The sequence below is a fragment of the Pseudoalteromonas sp. NZS71 genome, assembly GCF_015864715.1.
Classification (GTDB): Bacteria; Pseudomonadota; Gammaproteobacteria; order Enterobacterales; family Alteromonadaceae; genus Pseudoalteromonas; species Pseudoalteromonas arctica.
This window is the reverse complement of record NZ_JADYWS010000020.1, coordinates 26,833-53,269: the sequence shown is the minus strand read 5'-3', so window position 1 is coordinate 53,269 and position 26,437 is coordinate 26,833. Positions and strand designations below refer to the sequence as shown.

20 protein-coding genes are annotated in these 26,437 nt (G+C 40.2%); 17 read left to right on the top strand and 3 right to left on the bottom strand.

The genetic code is table 11. The features are described 5' to 3' along the window. Window positions 1-67: 67 nt before the first annotated feature. From metA to I6E85_RS13965, 8 genes are all read left to right on the top strand, one after another. Window positions 68-1,015, top strand: coding sequence for a homoserine O-succinyltransferase (metA, locus tag I6E85_RS14000; protein WP_007376156.1), 948 nt, complete (start codon window positions 68-70; stop codon window positions 1,013-1,015). Next, window positions 1,005-2,078: a homocysteine S-methyltransferase family protein gene (locus I6E85_RS13995; protein WP_197237033.1), complete on the top strand. Its 1,074-nt coding sequence runs from the start codon at window positions 1,005-1,007 to the stop codon at window positions 2,076-2,078. The genes metA and I6E85_RS13995 overlap by 11 nt, the downstream gene beginning before the upstream one ends. Window positions 2,079-2,087: 9 nt before the next feature. Further along, window positions 2,088-4,718, top strand: coding sequence for a methionine synthase (gene metH / locus I6E85_RS13990; protein WP_024589268.1), 2,631 nt, complete (start codon window positions 2,088-2,090; stop codon window positions 4,716-4,718). Between the two features lie 199 nt (window positions 4,719-4,917). Beyond that, window positions 4,918-5,544, top strand: coding sequence for a DUF2971 domain-containing protein (locus I6E85_RS13985; RefSeq protein ID WP_024589267.1), 627 nt, complete (start codon window positions 4,918-4,920; stop codon window positions 5,542-5,544). Window positions 5,545-5,554: 10 nt separating this feature from the next. Continuing rightward, complete coding sequence (locus tag I6E85_RS13980) at window positions 5,555-6,310, top strand: hypothetical protein (protein ID WP_024589266.1); 756 nt, start codon at window positions 5,555-5,557, stop codon at window positions 6,308-6,310. A 210-nt stretch (window positions 6,311-6,520) separates the two neighbouring features. Continuing rightward, window positions 6,521-9,619 carry an Ig-like domain-containing protein gene (locus I6E85_RS13975; protein WP_197237032.1) on the top strand — a complete coding sequence of 1,033 codons (3,099 nt, stop codon included), beginning with the start codon at window positions 6,521-6,523 and terminating at the stop codon, window positions 9,617-9,619. Between the two features lie 542 nt (window positions 9,620-10,161). Continuing rightward, a complete protein-coding gene (locus tag I6E85_RS13970; RefSeq protein ID WP_002958127.1) occupies window positions 10,162-10,659 on the top strand; it encodes a (2Fe-2S)-binding protein in 498 nt (165 codons plus the stop codon). Beyond that, window positions 10,656-12,917 (top strand): xanthine dehydrogenase family protein molybdopterin-binding subunit, encoded by a 2,262-nt coding sequence (locus tag I6E85_RS13965; protein WP_197237031.1) that lies wholly within the window; start codon window positions 10,656-10,658, stop codon window positions 12,915-12,917. Before I6E85_RS13970 ends, I6E85_RS13965 begins: the two co-directional genes overlap by 4 nt. A gap of 69 nt (window positions 12,918-12,986) precedes the next feature. On the opposite strand, the gene I6E85_RS13960 is transcribed toward I6E85_RS13965, so the two are convergent. Further along, window positions 12,987-13,184 (bottom strand): CsbD family protein, encoded by a 198-nt coding sequence (locus I6E85_RS13960; protein ID WP_007581220.1) that lies wholly within the window; start codon window positions 13,182-13,184, stop codon window positions 12,987-12,989. Between the two features lie 280 nt (window positions 13,185-13,464). On the opposite strand from I6E85_RS13960, the gene I6E85_RS13955 reads away from it, so the two are divergent. From I6E85_RS13955 to I6E85_RS13935, 5 genes are all read left to right on the top strand, one after another. Further along, window positions 13,465-13,878: a group II truncated hemoglobin gene (locus I6E85_RS13955; RefSeq protein WP_024589263.1), complete on the top strand. Its 414-nt coding sequence runs from the start codon at window positions 13,465-13,467 to the stop codon at window positions 13,876-13,878. An 83-nt stretch (window positions 13,879-13,961) separates the two neighbouring features. After that, complete coding sequence (gene hrpB, locus I6E85_RS13950; RefSeq protein ID WP_024589262.1) at window positions 13,962-16,388, top strand: ATP-dependent helicase HrpB; 2,427 nt, start codon at window positions 13,962-13,964, stop codon at window positions 16,386-16,388. A 91-nt stretch (window positions 16,389-16,479) separates the two neighbouring features. Beyond that, the gene (locus tag I6E85_RS13945) at window positions 16,480-16,944 is read left to right on the top strand and encodes a nuclear transport factor 2 family protein (protein WP_024589261.1); all 465 of its coding nucleotides are present in this window, start codon (window positions 16,480-16,482) and stop codon (window positions 16,942-16,944) included. A 48-nt stretch (window positions 16,945-16,992) separates the two neighbouring features. After that, a complete protein-coding gene (locus tag I6E85_RS13940) occupies window positions 16,993-17,337 on the top strand; it encodes a hypothetical protein (RefSeq protein WP_024589260.1) in 345 nt (114 codons plus the stop codon). Window positions 17,338-17,734: 397 nt separating this feature from the next. Next, window positions 17,735-19,300 (top strand): diguanylate cyclase, encoded by a 1,566-nt coding sequence (locus I6E85_RS13935; protein ID WP_231388418.1) that lies wholly within the window; start codon window positions 17,735-17,737, stop codon window positions 19,298-19,300. Between the two features lie 49 nt (window positions 19,301-19,349). On the opposite strand, the gene I6E85_RS13930 is transcribed toward I6E85_RS13935, so the two are convergent. Next, window positions 19,350-19,565 carry a hypothetical protein gene (locus I6E85_RS13930; RefSeq protein WP_197237030.1) on the bottom strand — a complete coding sequence of 72 codons (216 nt, stop codon included), beginning with the start codon at window positions 19,563-19,565 and terminating at the stop codon, window positions 19,350-19,352. Window positions 19,566-19,735: 170 nt separating this feature from the next. Between I6E85_RS13930 and I6E85_RS13925 the strand changes: the two genes are divergently transcribed. From I6E85_RS13925 to I6E85_RS13910, 4 genes are all read left to right on the top strand, one after another. Further along, window positions 19,736-21,643 (top strand): DUF1800 family protein, encoded by a 1,908-nt coding sequence (locus tag I6E85_RS13925; protein ID WP_024589258.1) that lies wholly within the window; start codon window positions 19,736-19,738, stop codon window positions 21,641-21,643. A 9-nt stretch (window positions 21,644-21,652) separates the two neighbouring features. Next, window positions 21,653-22,993, top strand: a complete 1,341-nt coding sequence (locus I6E85_RS13920) for a DUF1501 domain-containing protein (protein ID WP_010555167.1) — start codon at window positions 21,653-21,655, stop codon at window positions 22,991-22,993. Between the two features lie 108 nt (window positions 22,994-23,101). Further along, window positions 23,102-23,815 (top strand): DUF1499 domain-containing protein, encoded by a 714-nt coding sequence (locus I6E85_RS13915; RefSeq protein ID WP_024589257.1) that lies wholly within the window; start codon window positions 23,102-23,104, stop codon window positions 23,813-23,815. A 143-nt stretch (window positions 23,816-23,958) separates the two neighbouring features. Then, window positions 23,959-25,005, top strand: a complete 1,047-nt coding sequence (locus I6E85_RS13910; protein ID WP_007581239.1) for an NAD(P)-dependent alcohol dehydrogenase — start codon at window positions 23,959-23,961, stop codon at window positions 25,003-25,005. A gap of 76 nt (window positions 25,006-25,081) precedes the next feature. Here I6E85_RS13910 and I6E85_RS13905 read toward each other — a convergent pair whose 3' ends face one another. Beyond that, entirely contained in the window at window positions 25,082-26,287 is a 1,206-nt protein-coding gene (locus tag I6E85_RS13905) for an MFS transporter (RefSeq protein ID WP_024589256.1), read from the bottom strand. Window positions 26,288-26,437 lie beyond the last annotated feature (150 nt).

The following is a 26,437-nucleotide window of genomic DNA, read 5'->3' as shown; positions in this document are numbered from 1 at the left end:
CTAGAGGTTGATATTTTTTACTTTCAGTTCATAATTAACTTTCGGTTTTTATGAGCAGGAGTAAAGTATGCCAATTACAGTAAAAGACGAGTTGCCGGCAATTGCACGTTTACGTCAAGAAAACGTATTTGTAATGCCAAAAACACGTGCAAAAACGCAAGAAATACGCCCAATGCGTTTGGCTATTTTAAATTTAATGCCTAATAAAGTAGAAACCGAAGTTCAGTTTATTCGTTTGCTTGCCAACTCGCCTTTGCAAGTAAACGTAGAGCTACTGCGCCTAGACACTCACCGCAGTAGCAGTAATTCAGAAGAGCACCTTGATACCTTTTACCGTTATTTTTCTGAGGTTAAAGACAACAATTACGATGCATTAATAGTAACTGGCGCGCCACTTGCGCATTTAGAATACGACGATGTAGCGTATTGGGATGAGCTAAAGGTTATTATTGATTGGGCTGAGCAACATGTTACCTCTACGTTATTTTCGTGCTGGGCAGCACATGCAGCGCTATATCACCGTTACAATTTAAAGCGCGATTTAAAAGACGACAAACTGTGTGGCGTATTTACCCACCAATGTTACTTTGATCACGGCGCACTGACTCGCGGATTCGACGACACCTTTTTGGTACCGCACTCACGCTACGGCCACATTGATATAAATAAAATAAACGCCTGTGATGAGCTAGTTGTACTGGCAGGTTCTGAGCGAGTAGGGGCTTACTTACTTAAAAATAAATCGGGTAGCCAAGTGTTTATAACCGGCCACCCAGAGTACGACGCCGACTCGCTAAAAGCAGAATACGAGCGCGATTGTAAAAAAAGCCCTAATGCACCAAAGCCCGAAAATTACTTTCCGGATGACGATGCAACTAAACAACCTTCAAAAACGTGGCAAAGCCATGCTTTTTTACTTTTTTCGAACTGGTTAAATTACTACGTGTACCAAACCACACCGTATGATATTAATTTAGTTAGCCAAGACGTGAGGACTAACAACTATGCCGAATAACGCTCCTACAAATAATAAGCAAGCCGAAATAAGCGCCGCATTAAAAGAACGCATTTTAATTTTAGATGGCGCTATGGGCACCATGATCCAAGATCATAAGCTAGAAGAAGAAGACTATCGCGGAGAGCGTTTTAAAGACTGGCATGTATTAATTAAAGGCAATAACGATTTATTAAGCCTAACCAAGCCCGATTTAATCACTGATATTCATCGTGGTTTTTTATCAGCGGGCGCCGATATTATCGAAACCAATACGTTTAACTCGACCACTATTTCGATGGAAGATTACGACATGGCAAACCTAAGTCGTGAAATAAATCTAGAGTCGGCTAAATTAGCACGCGCCATTTGTGATGAATTTACGGCTAAAACGCCAGAAAAACCGCGCTATGTAGCCGGTGTTTTAGGGCCGACAGCTAAAACGTGTTCAATTTCGCCAGACGTAAACGATCCGGGTTACCGAAATGTCACCTTTGATAAGCTGGTTGCTGCGTATATTGAATCAACACTTGCATTAATGGAGGGCGGCGCCGATTTAATACTAATCGAAACTATATTCGACACCCTTAACGCAAAAGCGGCCTCGTTTGGCGTAGAAGAAGCCTTTGAGCAAGCAGGGCGCACATTACCAGTTATGATCTCGGGGACTATTACCGACGCCTCTGGTCGTACGCTTTCGGGACAAACAACTGAAGCATTTTATAACTCTGTTCGCCATATTAAGCCTATTTCGATTGGTTTAAACTGCGCGCTTGGTCCTGATTTACTGCGCCAATATGTAGAAGAGTTGTCGCGCGTGTGCGAAACCTTTACATCGGTACACCCTAATGCGGGCTTACCCAATGAGTTTGGTGAATACGACTTAGAAGCGGGCGATATGGCAACCGAAATTATCGATTGGGGTAAATCGGGCTTTATTAATATAGTAGGCGGATGCTGTGGCACCACGCCTGCGCATATTCGCGCTTTTGCAAAAGGTTTAGCGGGCGTTAAACCACGCCAACTACCAGAGCTTGAAGTACGCATGCGTTTATCAGGCCTTGAAGCCTGTAACTTAAATTAAGGAGCCAGCATGACCCAACAAATAGCAGTATTTACTAATGTCGGCGAACGTACCAATGTAACGGGTTCTGCCATGTTTAAACGTTTAATCATGGAAGAAGACTTTGAAGCCGCGCTAACAGTGGCACGCGAACAAGTAGAAAATGGCGCACAGGTTATTGATATAAACATGGACGAAGCCATGTTGGACTCAAAAGCCGCCATGGTTAAGTTTTTAAACTTAATAGCCTCAGAGCCTGATATTTCTCGCGTACCAATTATGGTCGACTCCTCAAAATGGGAAGTAATAGAAGCAGGCTTAAAGTGTATTCAAGGCAAGGCAATTGTTAACTCAATATCGCTAAAAGAGGGTGAAGAGCCGTTTATTCGCCAAGCTAAAATAATAAAACGCTTTGGTGCAGCCGCTGTTGTAATGGCGTTTGATACCGACGGGCAAGCCGACACGGCAGACCGTAAGTTCGCAATATGTGCGCGCAGTTATAAAATATTGGTAGAAGACATTGGCTTTGCGCCAGAAGATATTATATTCGACCCTAATATATTTGCCGTAGCCACCGGTATAGAAGAGCACGATAACTACGCCGTAGAATTTATTGAAGGCACTCGCCGTATTAAGCAAAATTTGCCGCACTGTAAAGTGTCGGGCGGTGTATCAAATGTATCGTTTTCGTTTAGGGGTAATAACCCCGTACGTGAAGCCATTCACTCGGTGTTTTTATATCACGCTATTCAAGCTGGTATGGACATGGGTATTGTAAATGCGGGGCAACTAGCCGTTTACGATGATATACCAGAAGAACTACGTAAAGCCGTTACAGACGTAATACTTAACACCGACTCAGGCGCAGGCGAGCGTTTAGTAGAGCTTGCACCAAAATACTCGGGTATGGCGCAAGCCGAGCGAGTAGAAGATTTAGAGTGGCGCACATGGCCTGTTGCAAAACGCCTTGAGCACGCGCTTGTTAAAGGTATTACTACCTTTATAGATGAAGATACCGAAGAATGCCGCGCCGCAGCAGCTAAACCTATTCACGTAATTGAAGGGCCGTTAATGGACGGCATGAACGTAGTAGGCGACTTATTTGGCGCAGGTAAAATGTTTTTACCACAAGTTGTTAAATCGGCGCGCGTAATGAAGCGAGCCGTAGCCTACCTAGACCCATACATTGAGCTTGAAAAAGAAGAAGGCTCAACTAACGGTAAAATAGTGATGGCGACCGTAAAAGGCGACGTACACGACATAGGTAAAAATATTGTAGGCGTGGTACTACAGTGTAATAACTACGAAGTTATTGATTTAGGCGTAATGGTACCTGCCGATAAAATACTCCAAACCGCCATCGACGAAAAAGCCGATATTATTGGGTTGTCGGGCTTAATTACCCCATCGCTTGACGAAATGGTACACGTAGCAAAAGAAATGAAACGCCGTGGTTTTGAACTGCCGCTGTTAATTGGTGGTGCTACTACTTCTAAAGCGCACACCGCAGTAAAAATTGAGCCGCAATATGACAAAGGCGTAGTGTATGTAAGTAATGCCAGCCGTGCGGTAGGTGTAGTATCTAATTTATTATCAAAAGAGCATAAGCCTGGTTTTTTAGAAAAAACCCAAGCTGAATATGTAAAAGTACGCGAGCAACAAGCGCGTAAAAAACCTCGCTCTAAGCCTGTTACAATCCAGCGCTCACGCGATAACGCAGCACAACTTGATTGGGATAACTACACGCCACCGGTGCCTAAAAAGCTCGGCGTGATCGAGTTTAAAAACGTATCAATTGCCACTTTACGTAAATACATAGATTGGACGCCATACTTTATGACGTGGTCAATCGCCGGTAAATACCCGCGCATAATGACCGACGAAGTAGTAGGCGAGCAAGCGCAAAGCTTATTTAAAGACGCTAACGACATGTTAGACGACCTTGAAAAAGCAGGCAGTTTGCAACCACTTGGCGTAATAGGTTTATTCCCTGCTAACCGCGTTGGGGACGACATAGAAATATATACTGACGAAACACGCAAAGAGCTGTTAACTACCTCGTGCCATTTACGTCAGCAAACCGAAAAAACCGACTTTGCTAATTACTGCCTAGCCGACTATATAGCACCCAAAGGTACACCAGACTATTTTGGCGCGTTTGCAGTAACGGGCGGTTTAGAAGAAGACGACTTAGCGAATGCGTTTGATGTACAGCAAGACGACTACAACAAAATAATGATTAAAGCGGTTGCCGACAGGCTCGCCGAAGCGTTTGCAGAATACTTACACGAAAAAGTACGTAAAGAGTATTGGGGTTTTGCACCAGACGAAAACCTAGCAAACGATGAGCTAATACGCGAAAACTACCAAGGTATTCGCCCAGCGCCAGGTTACCCAGCGTGCCCAGAGCACACCGAGAAAAAGAAAATTTGGCAGTTGCTCGACACCGAAAAACGCATTGGCATGCAGCTAACCAGCTCGTACGCCATGTGGCCAGGTGCTGCTGTTTCAGGTTGGTACTTCTCACACCCCGAAGCAAAATACTACGCAGTAGCGGCGGTACAACGCGATCAGGTAGAAGACTACGCTAAACGAACCAATATGACGCTTGAAGAAGCTGAAAGATGGCTGTCACCTAACTTGGGGTATGATCCGGAGTAAAGCGAAACGGTTAGTTTCTAGCTATCAGTAAAATAAAAACGAGCCAAGATAGGCTCGTTTTTTATATAATTGAAAAGATGTAAAAATTGGTTCATATGTATTCAGTGTTTATTTAGTATAAGTAGTAATAAAAAGCTGAGCAACGTGATTTTTATTCAGGAAAATATTCTTTTCTAAAAATAATAGGATTATAGATTAAATGAAGCTTTATCATTACATGGATGAGGTATTTGGCTTAAAAAATTTATCAAATAGGAGGATTAAGGCCTCAACTTTCGATAATTTGAATGACCCTTTTGAGTTATTAGGTATTGAAACTAGTACACCTAATATACGTGCAAGCTTAAATAAGATGAAACTAGATGTTTCAAGAAAATTTGGAATATTGTGCTTTAGTAAAATTTGGTCAAACCCTGTTCAGTGGGCTCATTATGCTAATAATCACAAGGGCATATGTGTGGAACTTGAGCTATCTAACAAAGAGGGTGCTCAAGAAGTAAAATATTATTCTGAAAGGTTTAAAAGTAATTTAATAGATGATCGAAACTTCCCACTAAAGTTATTACTTTCTAAATTCAAACATTGGGGATATGAAAAAGAATATAGAACAATTCGGGACCTTAATAATTTTGAAAAAGAAAATGATCTTTATTTTCAGCCATTCAATGAGGATATGAAACTATCTAAAATAATTATTGGATGCCAGTCAAAATTAACTCGAAGCGAGCTAGAAAAGTCCCTCTGCATTCAGGATAGAGGTGTTGAAATTATATATGCTAGAGCTGCTTTCAAGTCATTTAAGATTGTTAAGCATCAGAATAAATAAAGGACTATAAATGAAGCGTCTAAACCACATCCTACTGTGCCTATCTCTACTTTTCACATCTAGCACATTTGCTCTTGAGAAAAAATATCACGAGTTCATTTCACCTGTTATTGCTGCCTTTGAAGGTAACGATAAAGCAGCTATTGCTTCGCTTGTTTATTACCCACTAAAACGACAGTACCCCATACCTGACATTAAAAATGAAGCTGAGTTTATTAACCGCTTTGATGAAGTGTTTGACGATGAACTCGCCAAAGTTATTGCCAGTTCAAACATTGATATCGATTGGGATAAAGTTGGTTGGCGCGGCATTATGCTAAATAACGGCGTTATGTGGGTAGATACTGACGGTAAAATTATTGCTGTAAATACACAAAATACTAAAGAGCAGGCACTTGCTAAAAGCTTAATCGAACAAGGTAAGCAATCCTTGCACGCAAGTATTAATACTTTTGAAAAGCCAGTACTCGATTGGAAAACGTCTAGCTACCATATTCGAGTTGATGATTTAGGCGATCATAATTATCGGTATGCAGTGTGGGGTATTAATAAAAAACCAAGCGACAAGCCTGATATGGTTTTATTAAATGGCGATATTACATTTGAAGGTAGCGGTGGGAATCATCATTATACCTTTAAAAATGGTCGCTATAGTTATGTGCTACAAGTAACTATTATTGGCTGTGATACATCGCCGCCAGGTTGGCTTGAAGTTTATAAAGACGATGAGAGGTTGTTGTCTGAAGATGTTATAAGCACTCAATAATCGCTTTTTATTAGTAAGTATGCGGCTAAAATTTCTATAAAAGTAGCTTTAGCTGCAAGTTAAATGTTATTACTTTATTTCTTCTATCTCTTTGTAAAACTTTGTTAATCGCCTCTTTATTTCCGGTTGCTACTCTATATAATGCCGTGTTAATGGAACGTTGCAGTTGTAGTGACGTGATTAAATAAAGAAATACAAAGGATTATGGAATTGATTAAACTATCTTGCCTTACGTTGCTCATGATGAGCGCGTATTCAGTGAATGCCAATACTCACGCTCAGCCTATAAAAAACACTCAAGAAAATACTTACGGTGATGCTGTTTTAATTAACGATCAAAAAATAAATTTTGATAAAGCTCATTTTGAAAGTTTATCTAAAAAACCTCTACTCGCGCCAATTATAAAAAATAATAGCTTTACTCAAGCTGCCTTAGACGAGGAAAGCATAGAGCTTAGCAGCGTATTTCGTGAATTTTCGTTAGGCAACTCAACAGGTCGAAAAGGCTTGTACGTGGCACCTTTGTCGGGTGTGGGTAGTAAGCACATTATATCCGCCCAAGAGAGCAATTTTAATATTATAGAATATGTGAAAGGTGCGTATGAAGTAACTGCTCGCTACGACTTTGATGACTATATTGAAGATACCACGCTAATTAAAGATACAGTGGCAGATACATACTACTTATATGTTTTAGAAAATAACGCAGTACATAAAGTTAATTTAGTCACTCAAGAGATAGAGCTAAGTAAAGAGTTTTATTACCCAAGAGCAGCAGATAAGTTTGATATAAACAACGATGGGCAAGATGAGCTTTTTGTTTATCAAAGTAGTAAGCTTTTTGTACTTAACTCGCTCGATTTGTCTGAAATTGCGGTACTTGAAAACGTACCACAAAATTTTGTGACAGGCTCGTTTACTGAGGCTAATGCAAAAGAAGTTTTATTTAGTGATGGTGCGGTTTATAGATTCGAAAATTCAGAATTTGTACTGCATAAACAACTTAGTGTGAGTCTTAATGGCGAGCATTTAATTGCTGTTGATATTAATAACGATGGCTTAGATGAAGTGATTAATGGGCAAAGTTGGTACAGCATAGAAATGCTAAGCCCAAGCACTGAAAGCATTTTATGGACAGCCCAAAGCGACTTAGATATTGATAAGGTAATAGTTGCAGACATTGATAACGATGGTACCGACGATTTAGTTTACGGCGATGGTCAGTGGGGAAGTTTATACGCGCTTTCACTCACAACAGGCGTTGAGTTTTGGAGTATTAATAATCCAGAGCATGGTGTATCGGGTATTGTTGTAGATGACCTTAACGGTGATGGTAAGCAAAATATTGCTTGGGGCTCAGGTTATTCTTCATCTGGTGAAGATGGTTTTTATATTCACAACACCGATGATAAATCGCAGCAGTGGGCTAAAGGTATCAAGTACTATTCAAATAAAGCGTTAGCACTTGCTGATATTAATAATAACGGAAGCTTAGATATACTTTATTCCGAGCGTGACAGTAACGCTTTGCATATTGTAGATACACAAACTAATGAAAAAATCCTTACAAACATAAACGTTAATAACGATTGGGATAATAACAATTTAGTTGCTACTGCTCAGCTGTTTGATGATGGTAAGAATTATATTATTGCTGGCAGCTCTGCTATATACGATGCGAATGTGCAGGTGTTTTCACCTGAAACGGGTGAAGAGCTATTTCAAACATATCTTGGCGGCGGAGACTACATTAGTACCTTAACAACGTTAGATATTAATAATGATGGCAAGCTGGAAATAATAGTAGGTAATGGTGCTGAGCATACAGGAAGTGAAGGTACCTTTTTTAAAGTATTAAATGGGCAAACTGGAGAGTTATTAAAAACATCGCCTCGCTTAGGGTTTTATTGGGGTGGCATGAGTTCAATAGTAACGGGAAGCTTCCTTAATAACGAAAATATAGATGTGGTTAGTCTTGTTAGTGATTACCTCATCAGTTATGACTACTCTGAAAACACGATCTCTAAAGTTGCTTTAGAACAAAGCTTTAACGGTTTGGTTAATACTGTAATTAATGGAGAAGAAACTTTAGTTGCATCTACCTATAATGGCTCACTTTATAAAGTGGCTTTAAATGGGCAGACAACATTAATTAGTGAAGTGTGCCAAAACTCTTTAAATAACATTGTGTCTGTAAGAGCTGGGTTTGTGCAGTATTCGTGTTCAGATCAGTTTGGTGAATATAACCTAGATAACAATGTGGTTTCATACACTGTTGAGCGTAATAATAATGACAGTTGGTTAGCAACGTCTACGTATAATAATGTTGATTATACCTTGTTGGCGGGTCGGTCATTGGAGGTGTTTTCTAATCAAGTTACTGAGCCTTTAGCTAAGCCTGAAGCTGTAAGCTACTCTGATCATGTTTTAAAAAGCATACAAATAGATTTACCTGTATCAGATGATATTGATTATGTAGTTTTAAATAAGAGACCAACTCTGGGTAGGGTCGAGTTTACCGACAGACAGGCGGGTCTACTAACTTATATACCTTCGGGGACTGTAGGCATTGACGAGCTTAGTTACTACACAGTAAAAGATCGTTCACGTTCAGCGTTATCAAGCTTAACGTTAGAGCTCACAAATACAGCACCTACAGCAAATAATATGACACTGCAAACTCATTGGAATACACCGCTTAACTTTAACCTAGAAGGTGTGGATGAAGACGCTGAGCCATTAGTATTTCAAATTAAAAATTCGCCTGCTCATGGGCAAATTCAGTTAATGGACTCTGCTTTAGGTGGCGTGACCTTTTCACCAAGTGGTGACTCGGTTGAGCCAGTATCAGTTAGCTTTACAGTGAAGGATTCTTTAGTTGAATCTGAGCTTCATAATGTTGTTATTGAACTAACAAATACAGCCCCACAAGCTCAAAATGTAACATATAACACCTCTTATAAGAGTGAAGTGAATGGTCGCTTTTCAGCATTAGATAGCGACAACGATACACTTGAATTTGAAGTGGTAACTGAGCCAAATTCAGGAACTTTAACATTTGAGCCTGATACTGGATTGTTTAAACTAACTCCTACGAGCGAATCTGATCATGTAGTAACGTTTAGTTATGTAGCTAAAGATAAATTTGATAGTTCAGCAGTTCAAACCGTGACTATAAACGTTGAAGGTAAGCAAGCTGCTGCGGTAGCGACTCCTTCATCTGATTCAGGCTCTAGCTCTGGTGGCAGTATTTATTACTTACTTACGCTGCTATCAGTGGTTTTATTTGGTAGACGCCGTTTTAATTAGTAGTTAAAAGCTTATTTACACTATCTAAAACCGCCAAATGGCGGTTTTTTATTTATTAATAATCTTTTTAAACTCAACGATTTATTGCTTACTTTTGTCATAGGTGTTCGTATAACCCTACACTTTGCTAATAACGATGTGGTTACTTAATACGATTTTTGCTTAAATATATTGTAAGTTTTAACTTGGATGTTTTTAGGCTTTTATTTAGGGCTGTTTATCTTTCGAGGTTTAACATGCACTGCCCCGAGGATTCTGCATAGGGGCAATTTACGCTTTGTTGTTTACAAACCTCCCGCCGCGATTAAATCTCCCCTAGATTGAGTGAACTTCAATCTAAAAAGGTCTGCAGTCCCTAGTCTAATACTAATAATCAGACGTTAATAATTTCAATGTGGTTTAAACGTTCTAATAATTAGTATTTTTATAAAACAGATCTAAGTGGTAGGCTAAAAGTAGTAAGTATAAAATAGTAAGTAATTAAAAATAGTTCTCGCGCAACAAGGAACCCTCCTGTAAAGCGCTTTGCCAAGGAGTTTAGTATGATCACGCTTACCATTAATGGTAATAAACATGAGTTTTCTGGCGATCCGTCAACGCCAGTATTATGGTATCTCCGAGACGAATTGAATTTAACTGGGCCTAAATTTGGCTGTGGTATGGCTCAGTGCGGTGCGTGTACCGTGCATATTGATGGGGTAGCTCAGCGCTCGTGTGTATTGCCTGTAGCGGCAGTAGCGGGTCTTTCAATTACAACAATTGAAGGGTTAAGCGAGCAGGGCGATCACCCAGTGCAACAAGCATGGGTTGAGCATAAAGTACCGCAGTGTGGTTTTTGCCAGTGCGGCCAAATGATGCAAGCTGCAAGCTTATTAGCTGCAAACCCAACCCCAACCGACGATGAAATAGTAAGTAATATGTCGGGAAATATTTGCCGTTGTGGTACATACCCGCGTATTCATAAAGCAATTAAATCAGCTGCTAAAACAATGGCGAGTGTTCAGTATTTTGACCCAAATGAACAAGGGGAAGAAGTATGAACCAAGATAACAAATACTTTGATTTAAACCGTCGTAAGTTTTTAAAAACCAGTGCGATAGGTGCGTTAGTACTCGGTACTTATTTTGTAGGCAGTGCGCCAAGAGCATTTGCGGGTGTGTTAGAGCAGCCATCTGAGCTGGCAAAACGCGCAAACTTATTTATTGCACTGCGCCCAGACGGCATGGTTGAAATAACGTGCCATCGCTCTGAAATGGGTCAGCAAATTCGCACCGCGATTGCACAAATAGTTGCCGATGAAATGGAAGCCGCGTGGGATAAGGTTATTGTTATTCAGGGTAAGGGCGATCCTAAATACGGCGATCAAAATACCGATGGCTCGCGCAGTATTCGCTACAACATGCAGCGCCTGCGTGAAATGGGCGCAAGTGTGCGTTACATGATGCAGCTTGCTGCCGCTAAGCATTGGGGTGTAAAACCAGAAACATGTACCGCAGTACAGCACGTTGTTACTCACAGCTCAGGTAAATCACTTACTTATAAAGATTTAATCGACTTAGCATTTACAATAACGCCACCAGAAGCTGACAAACTAACACTTAAAACACGCAAAGAATGGCGCTACATTAATACCGGTATGGCGCACATAGATTTAGCCGATTTAGTAACAGGCAAAGCTATATTTGCAGCCGATGTACGCGAACCACAAGCGCTGGTGGCTATAATTGAACGCCCGCCGGTAGTAGGCGGTGTTGTTAAGTCGTTTGATGCTAGTGCTACAAAAGCGATAAACGGCGTTATAGATGTTATTGAAATTCTTGCACCAAAAGGCGCGCCGCAGTTTCAGCCAAAAGGCGGAATTGCGATTATAGCTAAAAACACATGGGCTGCATGGCAAGGGCGTAAAGCATTAAAAGTAGTGTGGGATGATGGCAAAAATGGCGATTACAATTCAAAAGAATTTAAAAAGTCATTACTAAAAACAGTACAAACTCCACAGGCAAACATACGTGATAAAGGCGATGCCATGGGCGTGTTGGCTAAATCGAGCAATAAACTCGTAGCTGATTATTACGCACCGCACCTTGCTCAAGCACCAATGGAGCCGCCTTGTGCAACAGCTATGTACAACAAAGATAGTGTTGATATATGGGCTGCTACGCAAAATCCACAAGCCGATATGAAAACAGTGGCTGCAATGCTTGGCATGGACGAGAGCAAAATTAACGTTAACGTTACCATGTTAGGAGGCGGCTTTGGGCGTAAGTCAAAACCTGACTTTTCAGCAGAGGCAGCTTACCTTTCAATGAAAGTAGGCAAGCCTATTCGTGTGCAATGGACGCGTGAAGACGACATACAACATGGTTTTTACCATGCAGTTTCGGCTCAGCACATTGAAGCATCACTAGATAAAAATGGCGCAATAGAATCGTATTTACATCGCACCGCGTTTTCACCTATTACCTCTACCTTTTCAGAAGGGGCGACTACGCCAGGGAGCTTTGAACTGCGCTTAGGATTTACCGATAACCCTATTAACACACCTAACATGAAGTTAGAAAACGGTGATGCGCAAGCCAAAGCACGAATTGGTTGGATGCGTTCTGTATCAAATATTTTTCATGCCTTTGCTATTCAGTCATTTATTGGCGAAGCAGCGCACAAAGCCGGTCGCGACCAAAAAGACTATTTACTAGACACGATAGGTCCGAGTCGTATTGTTGATGTAACCGAGCAAAATGCCACATACGATAATTACGGTGGCGATAAAGCGGTTTATCCTTTAGATATTGGCAGACTGCGCCATGTTATTGAAAAAGTAGCTGACATGAGTAAATGGGGGCGAGAGCTTCCTAAAGGTCGAGGTTTAGGCATAGCAGCACACAGAAGCTTTTTAACTTACGTAGCTACGGTAGTTGAGGTAGAAGTGTCGGATGCTGGCGATTTAAAAGTGATTAAATCGTGGGTTGCCATTGACGCGGGTACTGTTGTAAACACCGACACCGTGAAAAACCAAACCCAAGGTGGCTCTATTTATGGGATTACAACTGCAATCAGCGATGGTATTACCTTTGATAAAGGGCGCGTACAGCAAAGTAATTTTCATGATTATCGCGTACCGCGTATGAGCGACGCACCTCTTGAGATTGACGTTGAAATTGTACAAAGTGATGCACCACCAGCAGGAGTAGGCGAGCCGTCTACACCAGTTTATGCGCCAGCATTATGTAATGCTATTTTTGCAGCGTGCGGAAAGCGTATTAGGCAGTTACCGATTGGTAACCAATTAAAAGCGTAGCTAAATAACCTACAGCTTAAACAAAAAAAACCGCCAAATGGCGGTTTTTTTAAAAGCGGTTAACGCGGTTTAACGACCTTTTTCAAACTCATCAACTTCACGCTCTGCTTCTTCTTTAGATTTACCGTATTGCTGCTGGATTTTACCAACTAGCTCTGTACGGCTACCTTCAATTTTATCTAAATCGTCGTTGGTAAGATCGCCCCATTTTTGTTGAGCCTTACCTTTAAGTTCTTTCCAATTACCTTCGATACGATCGCTGTTCATAAGTTTATCCTTACTTTAGGTTAGTGAATTAACTGTCAGTTATAAAGTAGCAAGCCTTGTACCAATGAATAATAATGGTTTTATTGCTTTTATTATCAGTTGGTTATATTTTTATGTTGAGCGATTTTGTTTTTAATATTGCGCTTTTTATTAAAAAATATACATAGCAGCCTGTAATTATTGCTGACATAAGATACGCCGCTTTGATGTAACTCATTCTTAAATTTTTGTTTTAAGCTAATATGCAGGTATTAAATAAAGTAGTTAACCTGAGTGAGTTATGAATACAAAAACGTGTGAATACGGAGTGGGTGACTGCTCATACAAAATGGCAGGTGAGTTAGCAGGTATTACACAATTGGTGAATGCGTTTTACGATAATATGGACGCTTTAAAAGAGGCTGAACATATAAGGAGTATGCATTCAAAAGACTTATTGGCATCGCGTAAAAAACTTGCTTACTTTTTGTCGGGCTGGTTAGGTGGTCCTAAATTATACGCTGAACATTTTGGCAGTATTAACATTCCTCAAGCGCACAAACATCTACATGTAGGAATTGAGCAAAGTGACGCATGGCTTTTGTGCATGCAAAAAGCGGTTGATGAGCAACCTTACGAAGCACCATTTAAAATTTACTTAATGCAGCAATTACGAGTGCCTGCAGATCGAATTAGAATGGTATCGGGTAGTTAATAGCAATTATTAATAAACATCAACCGCAGCTAGGCTTTGGTTTTTTGTTACAATGCCTGCAAAGTAATTTAGAGTAAATAGCTGTGCTGCCGGTTCAAGACATATATCAACAACTCGTTACTACATTACAAAGTAATCCTATTACGTTATTACAAGCGCCACCTGGTGCGGGTAAATCTACGTGGTTGCCGCTGCAACTAATGCGCGATGGGCATTTTAAACGTATTGTAATGCTAGAGCCACGCCGAATAGCTGCACGTAATATTGCCAGTTACTTAGCAAAGTGCCAAAACGAAAGTGTTGGGCAAAGTGTAGGTTTGCGGATTAGGGGCGAGAGTAAAGTAAGCGCGAATACGCGCCTCGAGATAGTTACCGAAGGCATGCTAACGCGCATGCTGCAAAACGACCCCGAATTAAGCGATATAGATTTACTTATATTTGATGAATTTCATGAACGTTCAATTGCAGCCGACACCTCACTTGCCTTTGCGCTCGAGACCCAAAGTGCGCTGCGTGAAGATTTAACCATTATGCTTATGTCGGCAACGCTTGATACTGAGCGTTATACAGCGTTTTTTGATTGCCCTGTAATTCAATCAAGCGGTCGCAGCTACCCAATAGACGAAGTATACATACCCATAAAAGATGAAAGCCGCTGGCTTGATGCAATTCCTAGCATAATAAAACAAGCACTTAATGAACAAACAGGTAGCGCATTGGTATTTTTACCTGGGCAATTTGAGATACTACGTGTACAACAAGCACTCACCGATCTACCGAGTAACTGTATAGTAGTAACGCTATTTGGCGAGCAAGATAAAGCCAATCAGCAAGCTGCTATTGCTCCCGCGCCAAATGGCATACGCAAAGTAGTGCTTACCACCAATGTAGCCGAAACCAGTTTAACTATTGAAGGCATACGCATTGTAATTGACAGCGGCAAGCGCCGTGCAGCGACCTTTAATTTAAAAACAGGGGTTACTGAGCTCACAACACAAAGTATATCGCGCTCATCTGCTGTGCAGCGTGCAGGGCGTGCAGGGCGAATAGAGCCGGGCATTGTTTATCGAATTGGCTCAAAGCAAACTTTTGAACGACGTAATAGCCACGACAATCCCGAAATACTCACATCAGACATAAGCCAACTTATGCTTGAGGCAAAGCAATGGGGAGCCAGTATTGATGAGCTAACCTTGCTCGATAAGCCCACTGAGCAACAATGCGAGCAGGCAAGTAACCTGCTTAACATGCTAGAAGCTATTGATAGCAAAGGTAAGCTCACACCGCTTGGCAGTAAAATGTTAGGTTTTGGTGCTGATATTCGTTTGGCGCATATGCTACTAAAAGCCCAAATACTTGATGACCAACTCCCTGGTACTTATCGCCTTGCTATTTATTTAGTGGCATTACTTGAGAGCCGAGTAAATAGTCCAAACGAGTTGAGTTTAGCGCTGCATAGCCAACAGCAACGTCCGCATCCGGTATTTAAACAACAGTTAAAATATTGGCAAAGCCGCTTAAAAGTAAAAGACGAAAACAGCGAATTAAATACGCATTATATTAGTTTGCTAGTGGCATTGGCATACCCAGATCGTATTGCTAAAAAACGCGGTAATGGTTACCTACTTGCCAACGGTGCAGGTGCTGAGTTAAATGCCGATTACTGGCACAACGACGATTACTTAGCTATAGCAACCATGGGCGGGCACAAAGGAGGGCGTATATTTGCTGCCACCGCGCTTAACCCATTTGAGTTACAAGAATTTTTACCGCATTTATTTAGTGAACTTACTCGCTGTGAGTTTGACGAAAAATCAGCACGTTTTATTCATCAAGATGAAGTAAAGCTTGGTGCTATAACGCTCACCAGCCAGCCTAGTAAACAAAAATTAGATAAGGGCGAGCGTGCTAAAGCGTGGCTTAGCTTATTTGCTAAACATGGCTTTGCATTATTTAACGAGCAACCTGATGCGCAGCAATTGCTGATACGTATGAGCTTAGCAAGTAATTTAATGCCTGATAAATTCCCACAAATAAATGAGCAACAACTTATTCAAAATGCAGCGCAGTGGCTAGGCGTGTTTTTAGAAGATATTAAAACCCTCACACAGCTTAAAAAGTTTAACTACCTTGAGGCATTACAAAACTGTTTTGATTGGCAACACCAAACAGCTTTAAAAGCACTGTTACCACTGCGCTTAACAGTGCCCAGTGGCTCAAATATAAAAATAGAATACCAACTTGACGGCCCCGCAAAGCTAAGCGTGCGTATGCAAGAAGTTTACGGCTTGACCAGTACGCCTATGCTTGCCAACGGTAAATTGCCACTGCTTATGGAGTTGCTATCGCCGGGTAAACGCTCACTGCAACTTACTCAAGATTTAGCGCACTTTTGGGCTAGCAGTTACCGCGACGTGCAAAAGGAAATGAAAGGCCGCTACCCTAAACATTTTTGGCCAGACGATCCTGCCAACAGCGTTGCAACCAACAGAGTAAAGAGCAAAATGTAGGTGATAATTCACTTAAAACTGATTTTGTTTGATTATTGAACTTACTAATGTAATGTACCTATAAAATATTTTTAGCTACAGGGAATAGTCAATGAGGTTACTTTTAACGTTAGGCTTGGCTCTAGTAACTGCTTTTTCGGCGTATGCTGAAAAGCCACTCGACTTAAACGCGTTTGCGCAGCAGTACCATAAAACAATGACCGCCACACAAGCACCTAACGCAGGTATTAAAGAGCTTGAGGCTTATCTTGCATTGTTAACCGATGATATTGGTAATCAGCATATTCCGTATCAACCGGATGACTTACGTACTCCTGATGGCAAAGAGCAGATGCGCAAAGGTATGAGTTTTTACTTAGGTGCGCACACGTTGTTTGAAAGCACACTGCTTAATACATTTGTGTTTAATGATACAGGCTTTGCTATTCGTTATAAGAGTCATGCAAAGGGCATTCACCCGCAAAGTAAGCAGCCAATAGAATACACCTCCACAATGATGGAAGTGATTGAAATTGAAAACGGCAAAGTGGCGATGATCCGCAAGTATCACGAATAAACGAATAAACGAATAAACGAATAACTAATAAAACAAATAAGGATATATATGAAACATTTACTTATCGCACTATCAATATTAATGCTTAGTGCATGCGCTAGTACAAAAAGTGATTTTAGATTTGATGGCTCTACACCTGAGTCAACTCAGGCGGGAGTTAATAAAGTTTTAAAGACATTAAAATCTCAAGATTTAATGCGCTTTATAGGCGCCTTAATTACAATTCAATTTTCTGAGGTGCAAAGCGCAGAAGATGTTTTGGGCGACCCGACCATGATGAACGAAATGAATTACTTTATTATTGGCAAAAAAATAGATGGTTTAAATTATTACGAAGTACTGGAGCTTGCGAGTTCGTCTCCATCAAAAGTTGAATTTTCTGTAGTGGAATAATTTCAGCTTTTTGTACTACTTTAAATGTGTAATACCAATCCGCAATAATACTTAATCATTTTGCGGGGCTAAACGTGTCGCTACCTGCGTTAAAAAATTCTCATTTAGAACAACTAAATAGCGAATTTTTTGCCTAGCTATCAACACGTTTTTCCGCCCTCAAAATAGACCACTTAATTAAGCGAATTGGTATGATTTTATGTCTATATTAAATATGTTATTGAAAGGGCTAAAGTTTTAACGCTATAAAATTTAATAGTAAACTTTGTTTATTCCTGCTCATGAATTTATACTACGCTTTAGTAAGAAGCTAATTATTTATTATTTAGGTACAGGGAGTCTAAAATATAAAAATGTAAGCTGCTTTGACTTAATTTCACACGATTAGATAGAGACTATGACATTAAGATTTTTTGTAATAATAGGTACTTTGATTTTAATGTGCTTTGTAACAAGTTTATTAGTTGGGTACCGCTATTTCTTTAGCCTGCCGACCATAAACACTAGTATTGAAGATTATCAAAATCGTGAATTATTAAGTCTTAAAATTGCGCTTGATAGAGAGTTTATATTTTTAGAAACACTCAATTATGACTACGCCGTATGGGACGATACCTATAATTACATGGCTGATTTTGACGTAGAATATGTAGATTCAAACTTTGTAGGTGACACCTTCTACTCTCTCAAAATTGATGGTGTGTTTATTTACGATATAAACTTTAATATGGTTTACGGGCAAGCGTATGATTATATTAAACATACTGAGTTTGATGCGCCTGATTTAGATTTACAGGTTAATAAATTAAACCGCTCAATTATTCCTAATTCAAAAGCCTCTGAAGACGACAACAGTTTAAGCCATTCTGGTTTTTTGCAAACAGCGGACGGCCCTGTCATGTTTGCATCGCATGTAATAAAGCGAACAGATAAAACAGGTGAGCCTGTTGGTAGTATTGTTTTTATAAAAAAAGTAAGACCGTCGTTGATCAAGTCCTTAGCTGAGATTGCACAAGTGGAGCTTAGCTACTCACAAATAGAACAGGCTAGTTCTTTAAACGATATTGCGACGCTTAAAGGGAGCCTCCAAGGAGAGGACATTGCCACTCAAAGGAAAAGGGTGATTCTAGATATAAACGGTAATCCACTTCTTGCTTTGAACATTAAGCACCACCATCAAACACTGCCAGTTTTATTTGATCACTATTTAAAACTTATTTTGTTAATGTTTTTTGTAATGTCACTTTTGAGTTTCTATATTGTAAATCGTTACTTTATTGAACCACTTATTAACGGTGCGTCCGCTATTAATTCAATGTTGGTTAAAAACGATTTGCAGCCTTTGAGGTTCACTAATCAATTTTTAGAAATGCGCGTTTTAATTAGCGGGTTTAATGCGTTAATTAAACAAGTAAAAGAGCAAAACTCTAAGCTTGAAAAAATAAGTAAAATTGATGGATTAACCCAAATTTATAATAGGCGTGCCTTTGATGAAATTATTGCAATGCAATGGACACAGGCTCAACAAGACCAAGGCTCTTTTGGGGTGATGTTAGTTGATGTAGATCACTTCAAAAATTATAACGACTTTTATGGTCATCAAGAGGGAGATGCCGTTTTACAAGCTCTTGCCCAAAAGCTAAAGCAAGTAGCAAAGCAAAACACAGGTACAGTGGCGCGCTATGGCGGCGAAGAGTTCATATTATTCTTTAAACAGCTTTCTTATGAAGAGTTTGTAGATATATCTCAGCAATTGCTTTTGACGGTTAGGGAATTAAATCTATCTCATGAAGCGTCGCCTGTACGTAAATATTTAACAATTAGTGCTGGGTGTGTATTTGCTACAAAAGAAACCTTAAGTGGTAATAATGTGTCTATGCAATCACTAATTAAAGAAGCTGACATAATGCTCTACGAAGCGAAAAACTCAGGTAGAGATAAAACATCAATCAAATCTATATAATTCAAGTGAATTATTAAAGGTGCATCAGCTGTTTTTTATTATAAAACGCTTAAACCTCTTTCCCGCCATGGCTCTGTGCTAGGTCGTCAAGTTCGGCGCAAGTGTAATCAAAACCACTTTCGTCGTATTCGTATGTCACTTTTACACTATCGCCGCCATTAAAAAGTCGTGTTTTTACATCGTTAACCGGCCAGTTTTTCAGCTCGTGTAAAAACCGGTTAGCAACTTGTGAAGATTCAAAACAATAGCGAATTTCTGTTTTCATAAATAATAAAGCTCTGGCTGTTTACCCCTGCAGCTAATGCATTATTAATGGGGCGTTCATGATTCGGTTACAAAAAATAAAGAGTTAAATTGTAAATTTTGTGTTTCAATAAATGCATCAAACTCGGTACACAATAGCGTACTTTAATTAACAAATGATGACGACTTTACATGCATTATAAATTTGCTCTGATCGCAAGCTCGGTTTTTATACTAAGCGCTTGCGGTGGTTCAGGCTCCGATAATACGCCAACCGTTAACGGAAATAAAATCCCCATTTTGTCAGTCGCTGATATTCCTAGTGAATTAAGTAAGGGCCAAACAATTGAGCTAACAGCAACAGCCAGTGATAAAGACGGCACTATTACATCGGTTGTGTGGCAACAAACGCAAGGGCCTGAACTAATTAGCGGGCCTTTAGAGGCAGTAACCACCTCAGTAACACTGCTAAATGCGCAAAGTTATAAGCCTGTTGATTATGCTTTTTCGGTCACAGCAACCGATAATGAAGGGGCAAGCAGTGTAAAAACAGTAAGCTTTACAGCACGTAATAATATGGATGAGATTAGCGCCGCACGGTTGCTACACCAAGCAACAATGGGACCTAAGCTCAGTGAAATACAAAACGCACAAGGTTTAAGCGAGCAGCAATGGCTTGATAAGCAAATAGCGCTACCGATTAATTATCACCGTGATTATTTAGTAAAGTTAAATGACGATGATGACTTTAAATACATAAGCCGCATAGACGCATGGTGGAAGGCAGTAATGCAAAGTGACGATCAACTTCGTCAACGTGTTGCGTTTGCGTTAAGTGAAATATTAGTAGTGTCAGATGAAAACAGTGCCTTAAGAGGCCAACCTGAGGGCATGATCACTTATTACGATTTATTACTAAAGCATGCCTTTGGTAATTATCGTGACTTACTCGAAGATGTGACGCTTTCGCCTATTATGGGGACTTATTTAAGCCATTTGGGTAACGAAAAAGCAGACGATACACTTAATATTCGCCCAGACGAAAATTACGCACGTGAAGTAATGCAGTTATTTACTATTGGCCTTGAAGAGCTAAACCTAGATGGCAGCGCCAAGCTTGATGCACAAGGTAATACCATTGCCACTTACGGACAGTCAGAAATAGAGGGTTTTGCACGCGTATTTACAGGTTGGACGTTTGCCGATAGTGAAACATTTAAGCGCAAAAGTCGTGATTATATTAAGCCAATGGAAGCATTTGACGAGTACCATTCTAGTAAACAAAAAACCTTACTAAACGGTGAGGTTATACCACAAGGTTATGTAGCAGAAGAGTCATTGCAAATAGCGCTTGATAACTTATTTAACCATCAAAATGTTGCGCCGTTTATTAGCAAGCAGCTTATTCAGCGATTAATTACCTCAAACCCAACACCCCAATACGTTGAGCGAGCAGCTAATGTATTTATTGATAACGGCGCTGGTGTACGCGGCGATTTAGCGGCTGTAGTAAAGGCTATATATTTAGATGATGAAGCGCGGCATTTTGGCTCAGTGCTTAATTACCAAGGTAAAATTAAAGAGCCTATTTTAAAAACTGTACAGTTTTGGCGAAATCTAGATGCTAAATCGCCAGCGGGTTATTATAAAACATGGAATTTAATAAATAACTACGGGCAAGGGCCCATGCAGTCGGCTTCGGTATTTAACTTTTTTAGGCCTGATTATCAAACCGCAGCTTTGCGAAATGAAGGTATTGTTGCGCCAGAATTACAAATAGCAAACGATGCAACACTGATTGGCACCATGAACGCGCTTTACGCAAGTTTAGTGTGGAGTACCGCTGAAGCGCACAGTGATTTAAATTCAAATGGTATTTATGTTTATATTCAAGACGACATGAATGTTTTAGAGAAACACGGTGTTAGCGCGCTATTAACTCAGTACAACACGCTATATTTTGCAGGCGCAATGAGCAGTGACACACGCCAAGCATTACTTGATTTAGATGCCTATTTTAATGAAGAGCAATACCGTGAACGGGTTTCGTATTTATTATATATGATTGCTATTTCACCTGAATTTAACGTGCAGTATTAGGATCGCATAATGAGCATTAATAGAAGAGAGTTTTTGTCGTTATGTGTAAAAGGAAGCGTATCGGCTGCCGCGTTAACGAGCCTGCAATTACAAGCATTAACTGGAGCGACTAATGCTGTTGAGCTAGGTGATTACAAAGCATTAGTGTGTGTGTATTTATACGGGGGGAATGATTCGTTAAATATGCTCGTTCCGCTTGAAGGCGAGCAACGTAGTGTTTACGAGCAAAGTAGGCAGAACCTAGCGGTAGAGAGCCCACTTGAGTTAAGTATTAAAAGCCAGTTTGCCGGTGGAGTCGGTATTCATCCCTCACTTGAACCTATACAAAATGTGTTTGAATCTCAAAATTTAGCATTTATAGGTGGGGTAGGTACTTTACTCGCTCCCACAACATTGAGTGACTATAAAAATAAAACAATAGGTTTGCCTAAGCATTTGTTTTCGCATAACGATCAGCAAGCTGCGTGGATGTATGGTCGAGAAAAACAATCACTTAATAGCGGGTGGGGCGCACGACTTTTAGAACGTTTAGAGCTACAAGATGAGTTTGCAGCTAATGTATCACTCGACGGTACTAATTTATGGCAAACGGGAAGTGCTAGCAATGCATTTGCGCTTAACAAAAGTGGCATTAGTAGTATTAACGCGTTTGGTGGGTATCAACCTCGTAGCGAGCACGTAACTTCTATTATGAACCGCTTACTAGGTAATACGAGCCATCCGTTAAGTACAGCTTATGCCAATGGCTTAACAAGTGCGATAAATAACACTCAAGCAATGAACAGCGCGTTAGAAAGCGCGCCTGCACTTATTACCCCATTTAGCGATAATAGCCTTAGTGAGCAATTTGCAGCAGTCGCTAAAACAATTAGCGTACAGGCAAAATTGAGCACTCAGCGCCAAGTGTTTTTTGTTTCTATGGGGGGGTATGATACGCACGATAACCAATTAACAACGCACCCTGCTTTATTAAATACGTTAGCTCAAGGGTTAAGTGAATTTGATAGCGCGATGAAAGAGCTTGATATGGCAGATAAAGTGACTGCGTTTACTATGTCTGATTTTGGTCGCACGTTGACCTCAAATGGCGATGGCACTGACCATGGTTGGGCAGGAAACCAAATAGTAATGGGCGGCGCAGTAAAAGGCGGCAATATATATGGCGAGCTACTAACTCAACATTTGGATGGCCCACAAGATACCGGTGGCGGGCGTTTAATTCCAAGTGTTGCTAATGAGCAGTACTTTGCCACATTGGCTCAGTGGTTTGGTGTGCCAAGCTCTGAGCTTGTTGATATTTTTCCAAACTTGAGTAACTTTGATCACACAACATTGGACTTTTTTGTGTAATTAGTCGCTAATAGTAATCTAAAAGCACTTGTTAGTAGTATAAGCTACTGGTTAATAGTGCTTATCTGTTTTAATAATAAAAATCACACACAATATAGGAATCATAAAATGAAAATTTTAGTGAGCTTAGTTAGTTTAATCGCTTTTTTACTCGTCATACTGCCAGGGCCTTTGTATAAATTTGGTATTGTAGAATTAGGCGTTGCGTTTGCGGGCTTTAAATATGGCGTTTATGCTGGTGGCGCTGCATTGGTGCTACTTATAGTACAAGCGTTATTTATGCGTAAAACGTTAACGCTAAGCAGTGGAGTTATTGCACTTGTATTTTCGGTTGTGGCTATTGCTATGCCACTTAATATGATGAACAAGGCTGAAGGCGTACCGGCAATTCATGACATTTCAACTGATTTAGTTAATCCACCAAAATTTGTAGCAATCGCACCACTACGTGCAAATGCATCTAACCCAGTAGAATACGCGGGTGAAGAAACGGCAGTACAGCAACGCAAAGCATACCCTGAGCTGGTAACTTTAAGCTTTGCACAATCTAAAGCCGATTTAATGACAGCAAGCGAACAAGCAGTTAAAAATCTTGGCTTTGCAGTGGTAAGTGCAAATACGGCTACAGGTATTGTGGAAGCTACCGATACAACAACGTGGTTTGGTTTTAAAGACGATGTGGTAATTCGTATTAAAGATGAAGGCAGCCAACGTTTTGTTGATATTCGTAGTAAGTCGCGAGTAGGGCGTAGTGATTTAGGAAAAAATGCAGAGCGCATTCATTCAATTATTAATGAATTAAACAGCTTACTTGCAAAATAATTAAATTTAGCTCCCTAGCCCTAACGATTAAGCCCAAACACTGTTTGGGCTTTTTTTGTGCCTATTTTATATTGTCAGGTTCTATTCACAGGCTATGCACTATGCTGTTGATGATTTAAATTTTTAACCACTATGGAGTTATTATGAAAACAGTAGGATATGCAGCAAAAAGCCAAGGTTCTGAATTGACAGAATTTTCTTTTGAGCGCCGCGATTTACGAAATAACGATGTAGAAATTGAAATTTTATACTGTGGTGTGTGCCATTCAGATTTACACGCCGTGCGAAACGATTGGGGTGGCAGTGACTATCCATTAGTGCCTGGGCACGAAATTGTTGGTAAAGTTATGTCGGTAGGTAGCGACGTTAAAAAGTATAAGCAAGGCGACACGGTTGCTGTTGGTTGTATGGTTGATTCGTGCCAAAGCTGCGACCAATGTGATAACGACGAAGAGCAATTTTGCCGCGAAGGCATGATTGGTACTTACGCAGGTAAAGACCGCATTAGTGGTGAAATGACCCAAGGTGGGTATTCTAAACATGTTGTTGTACGCGAAGAATTCGTACTTTCCGTGCCAGAAAATTTAGACCTTTCTCGCGTAGCACCGCTACTTTGTGCAGGTATTACTACTTACTCGCCACTTCATAAATGGGGCGTAAAAAAAGGTAGCCGTGTTGGTGTTGTTGGTCTAGGCGGACTTGGCCACATGGCTGTTAAAAATGCAGTTGCAATGGGCGCAAGCGTTACGGTAATTGGCCGTAGTGAGTCTAAAAAAGATGATGCGGTTAAATTGGGTGCTCAGCACTACTTAGTGTCATCTAATGATGACGAAATGAAAGACTCGCAATCTGCCTTTGACGTCATTATAGATACGGTACCTGTAAAACATGATTTATCTATTTACACACCGCTACTTGATGTAGATGGTACTTTAGTTATTGTAGGCCAAGTTGGTCCTGTAGATGAGCTAAGCACGGTGCCATTATTAATGGGTCGTCGTCGTATTGCAGGCTCACTTATTGGTGGTATTGCACAGACGCAACAAATGCTCGATTTTTGTGGTGAAAATAACGTGCTACCTGAGTGCGAAATGATCAACATAGACGAAATTAACACTGCATACGAGCGTATGGAAAAGTCTGACGTACGATACCGCTTTGTTATTGATATGGCATCGTTAAACGCTTAATTTACTAGGTAAATTAAAAATAAAAGAGCCGCTAATTAGCGGCTCTTTTTGTATTTTAAATTAATCTGAACTCAAGTTAATTAGTGGCTTGCGCTGTTGGTTGCTGTTTATTTAGTTGTAAGTAACTTAGTAGCCACATACCCAAACCACCTAAAAATAATGCAGCTGCTACGTAACCTGTTTGATTAGGTGCAGCACCCTGTGCTATTGCAATTCCACCGACCCAAGGGCCTATAGCATTGGCAGTATTAAATGCGCACTGTACTAAGGCACCAATCATAGCGTGGCCTTCGGGTGCAACGTCCATTAAAAGCGTTTGAATCAGCGTAGCCAAGCCCACACTGCATCCAATAAAGAAAATTACTGCATAAAGAGCCCAAATATTATGGCTTGCCGTTACATAAGCAAAGGCAAATACAATGGTACATACAAGCGCAATGCCAGTCGTTTTAATTGCTGATTTATCGGCTGCTTTACCCAGTACATAGTTACCGAGCGTACAACCAATACCAAACATTACCATTGCGATAGAAATAGTATACGGAGCTGTTTTTGTTACCACTAAGATGGTGTCGGCAATGTAAGTATAAATACAAAACACCCCGCCAAAGCCAATAATTACAATACCCAAAATAGACCAAACCAGTTTATTTTTAAGTACGCCAAACTCGTTTAGTAAGTTAGAAGGCTTAGCGTTATCTATGTTTGGAACTACTTTGTAAACAAAAATAAAAGCAATAAATGCAAGCACTGCAGCGCCGGCTAAACAATACCGCCAACTAAGGTTTTGACCCACAAGTGTTACAACAGGCACACCAACAATAGTAGCCACAGTTAAACCCATAAACACCTTAGACATAAAGCTAGCACGCTTACCTTTTGGGGCAATATCCGATGCTAATAAAATAGCCGCGCCAAAATATGCACCATGAGGTAAACCACTTAAAAATCTAAATATTACAAGCTGCTCAAGCGACGTTGCCATCGCGCTTAATCCGTTTGAGACAAACATTAAGCTTATAAATATGAGCAATGCTTTGCGCTTTCTCATATTAGCAGTGGTAAGCATTAAAATAGGCGCACCCACTACAACACCAATGGCGTAAGCACTAATTGCGTAACCACTTTGTGAGGGCGTTGAGCCAAATGTTTCGCTAATTAGTGGCAGCATAGGCATCATCGAAAACTCAGATAATCCTAAAATAAATGTGCCAAGCGCTAATACGAGTAAAATAGCAGTTCTGTTTAGTTGACTAGATGCCGACGTTACATCTGATGTCATAGATGATCCCTTAGGTTTAATTTAAAAATGAAATTGCACAATGAATCCTGAATAGGAAATATCATGTGTATGCTTAAATTTGGTGTGAGAGGGTAGTCAGTGAGAACGTTATTTTAATTTAAAAAAAGTACAGAGTCATGCATAAATTAG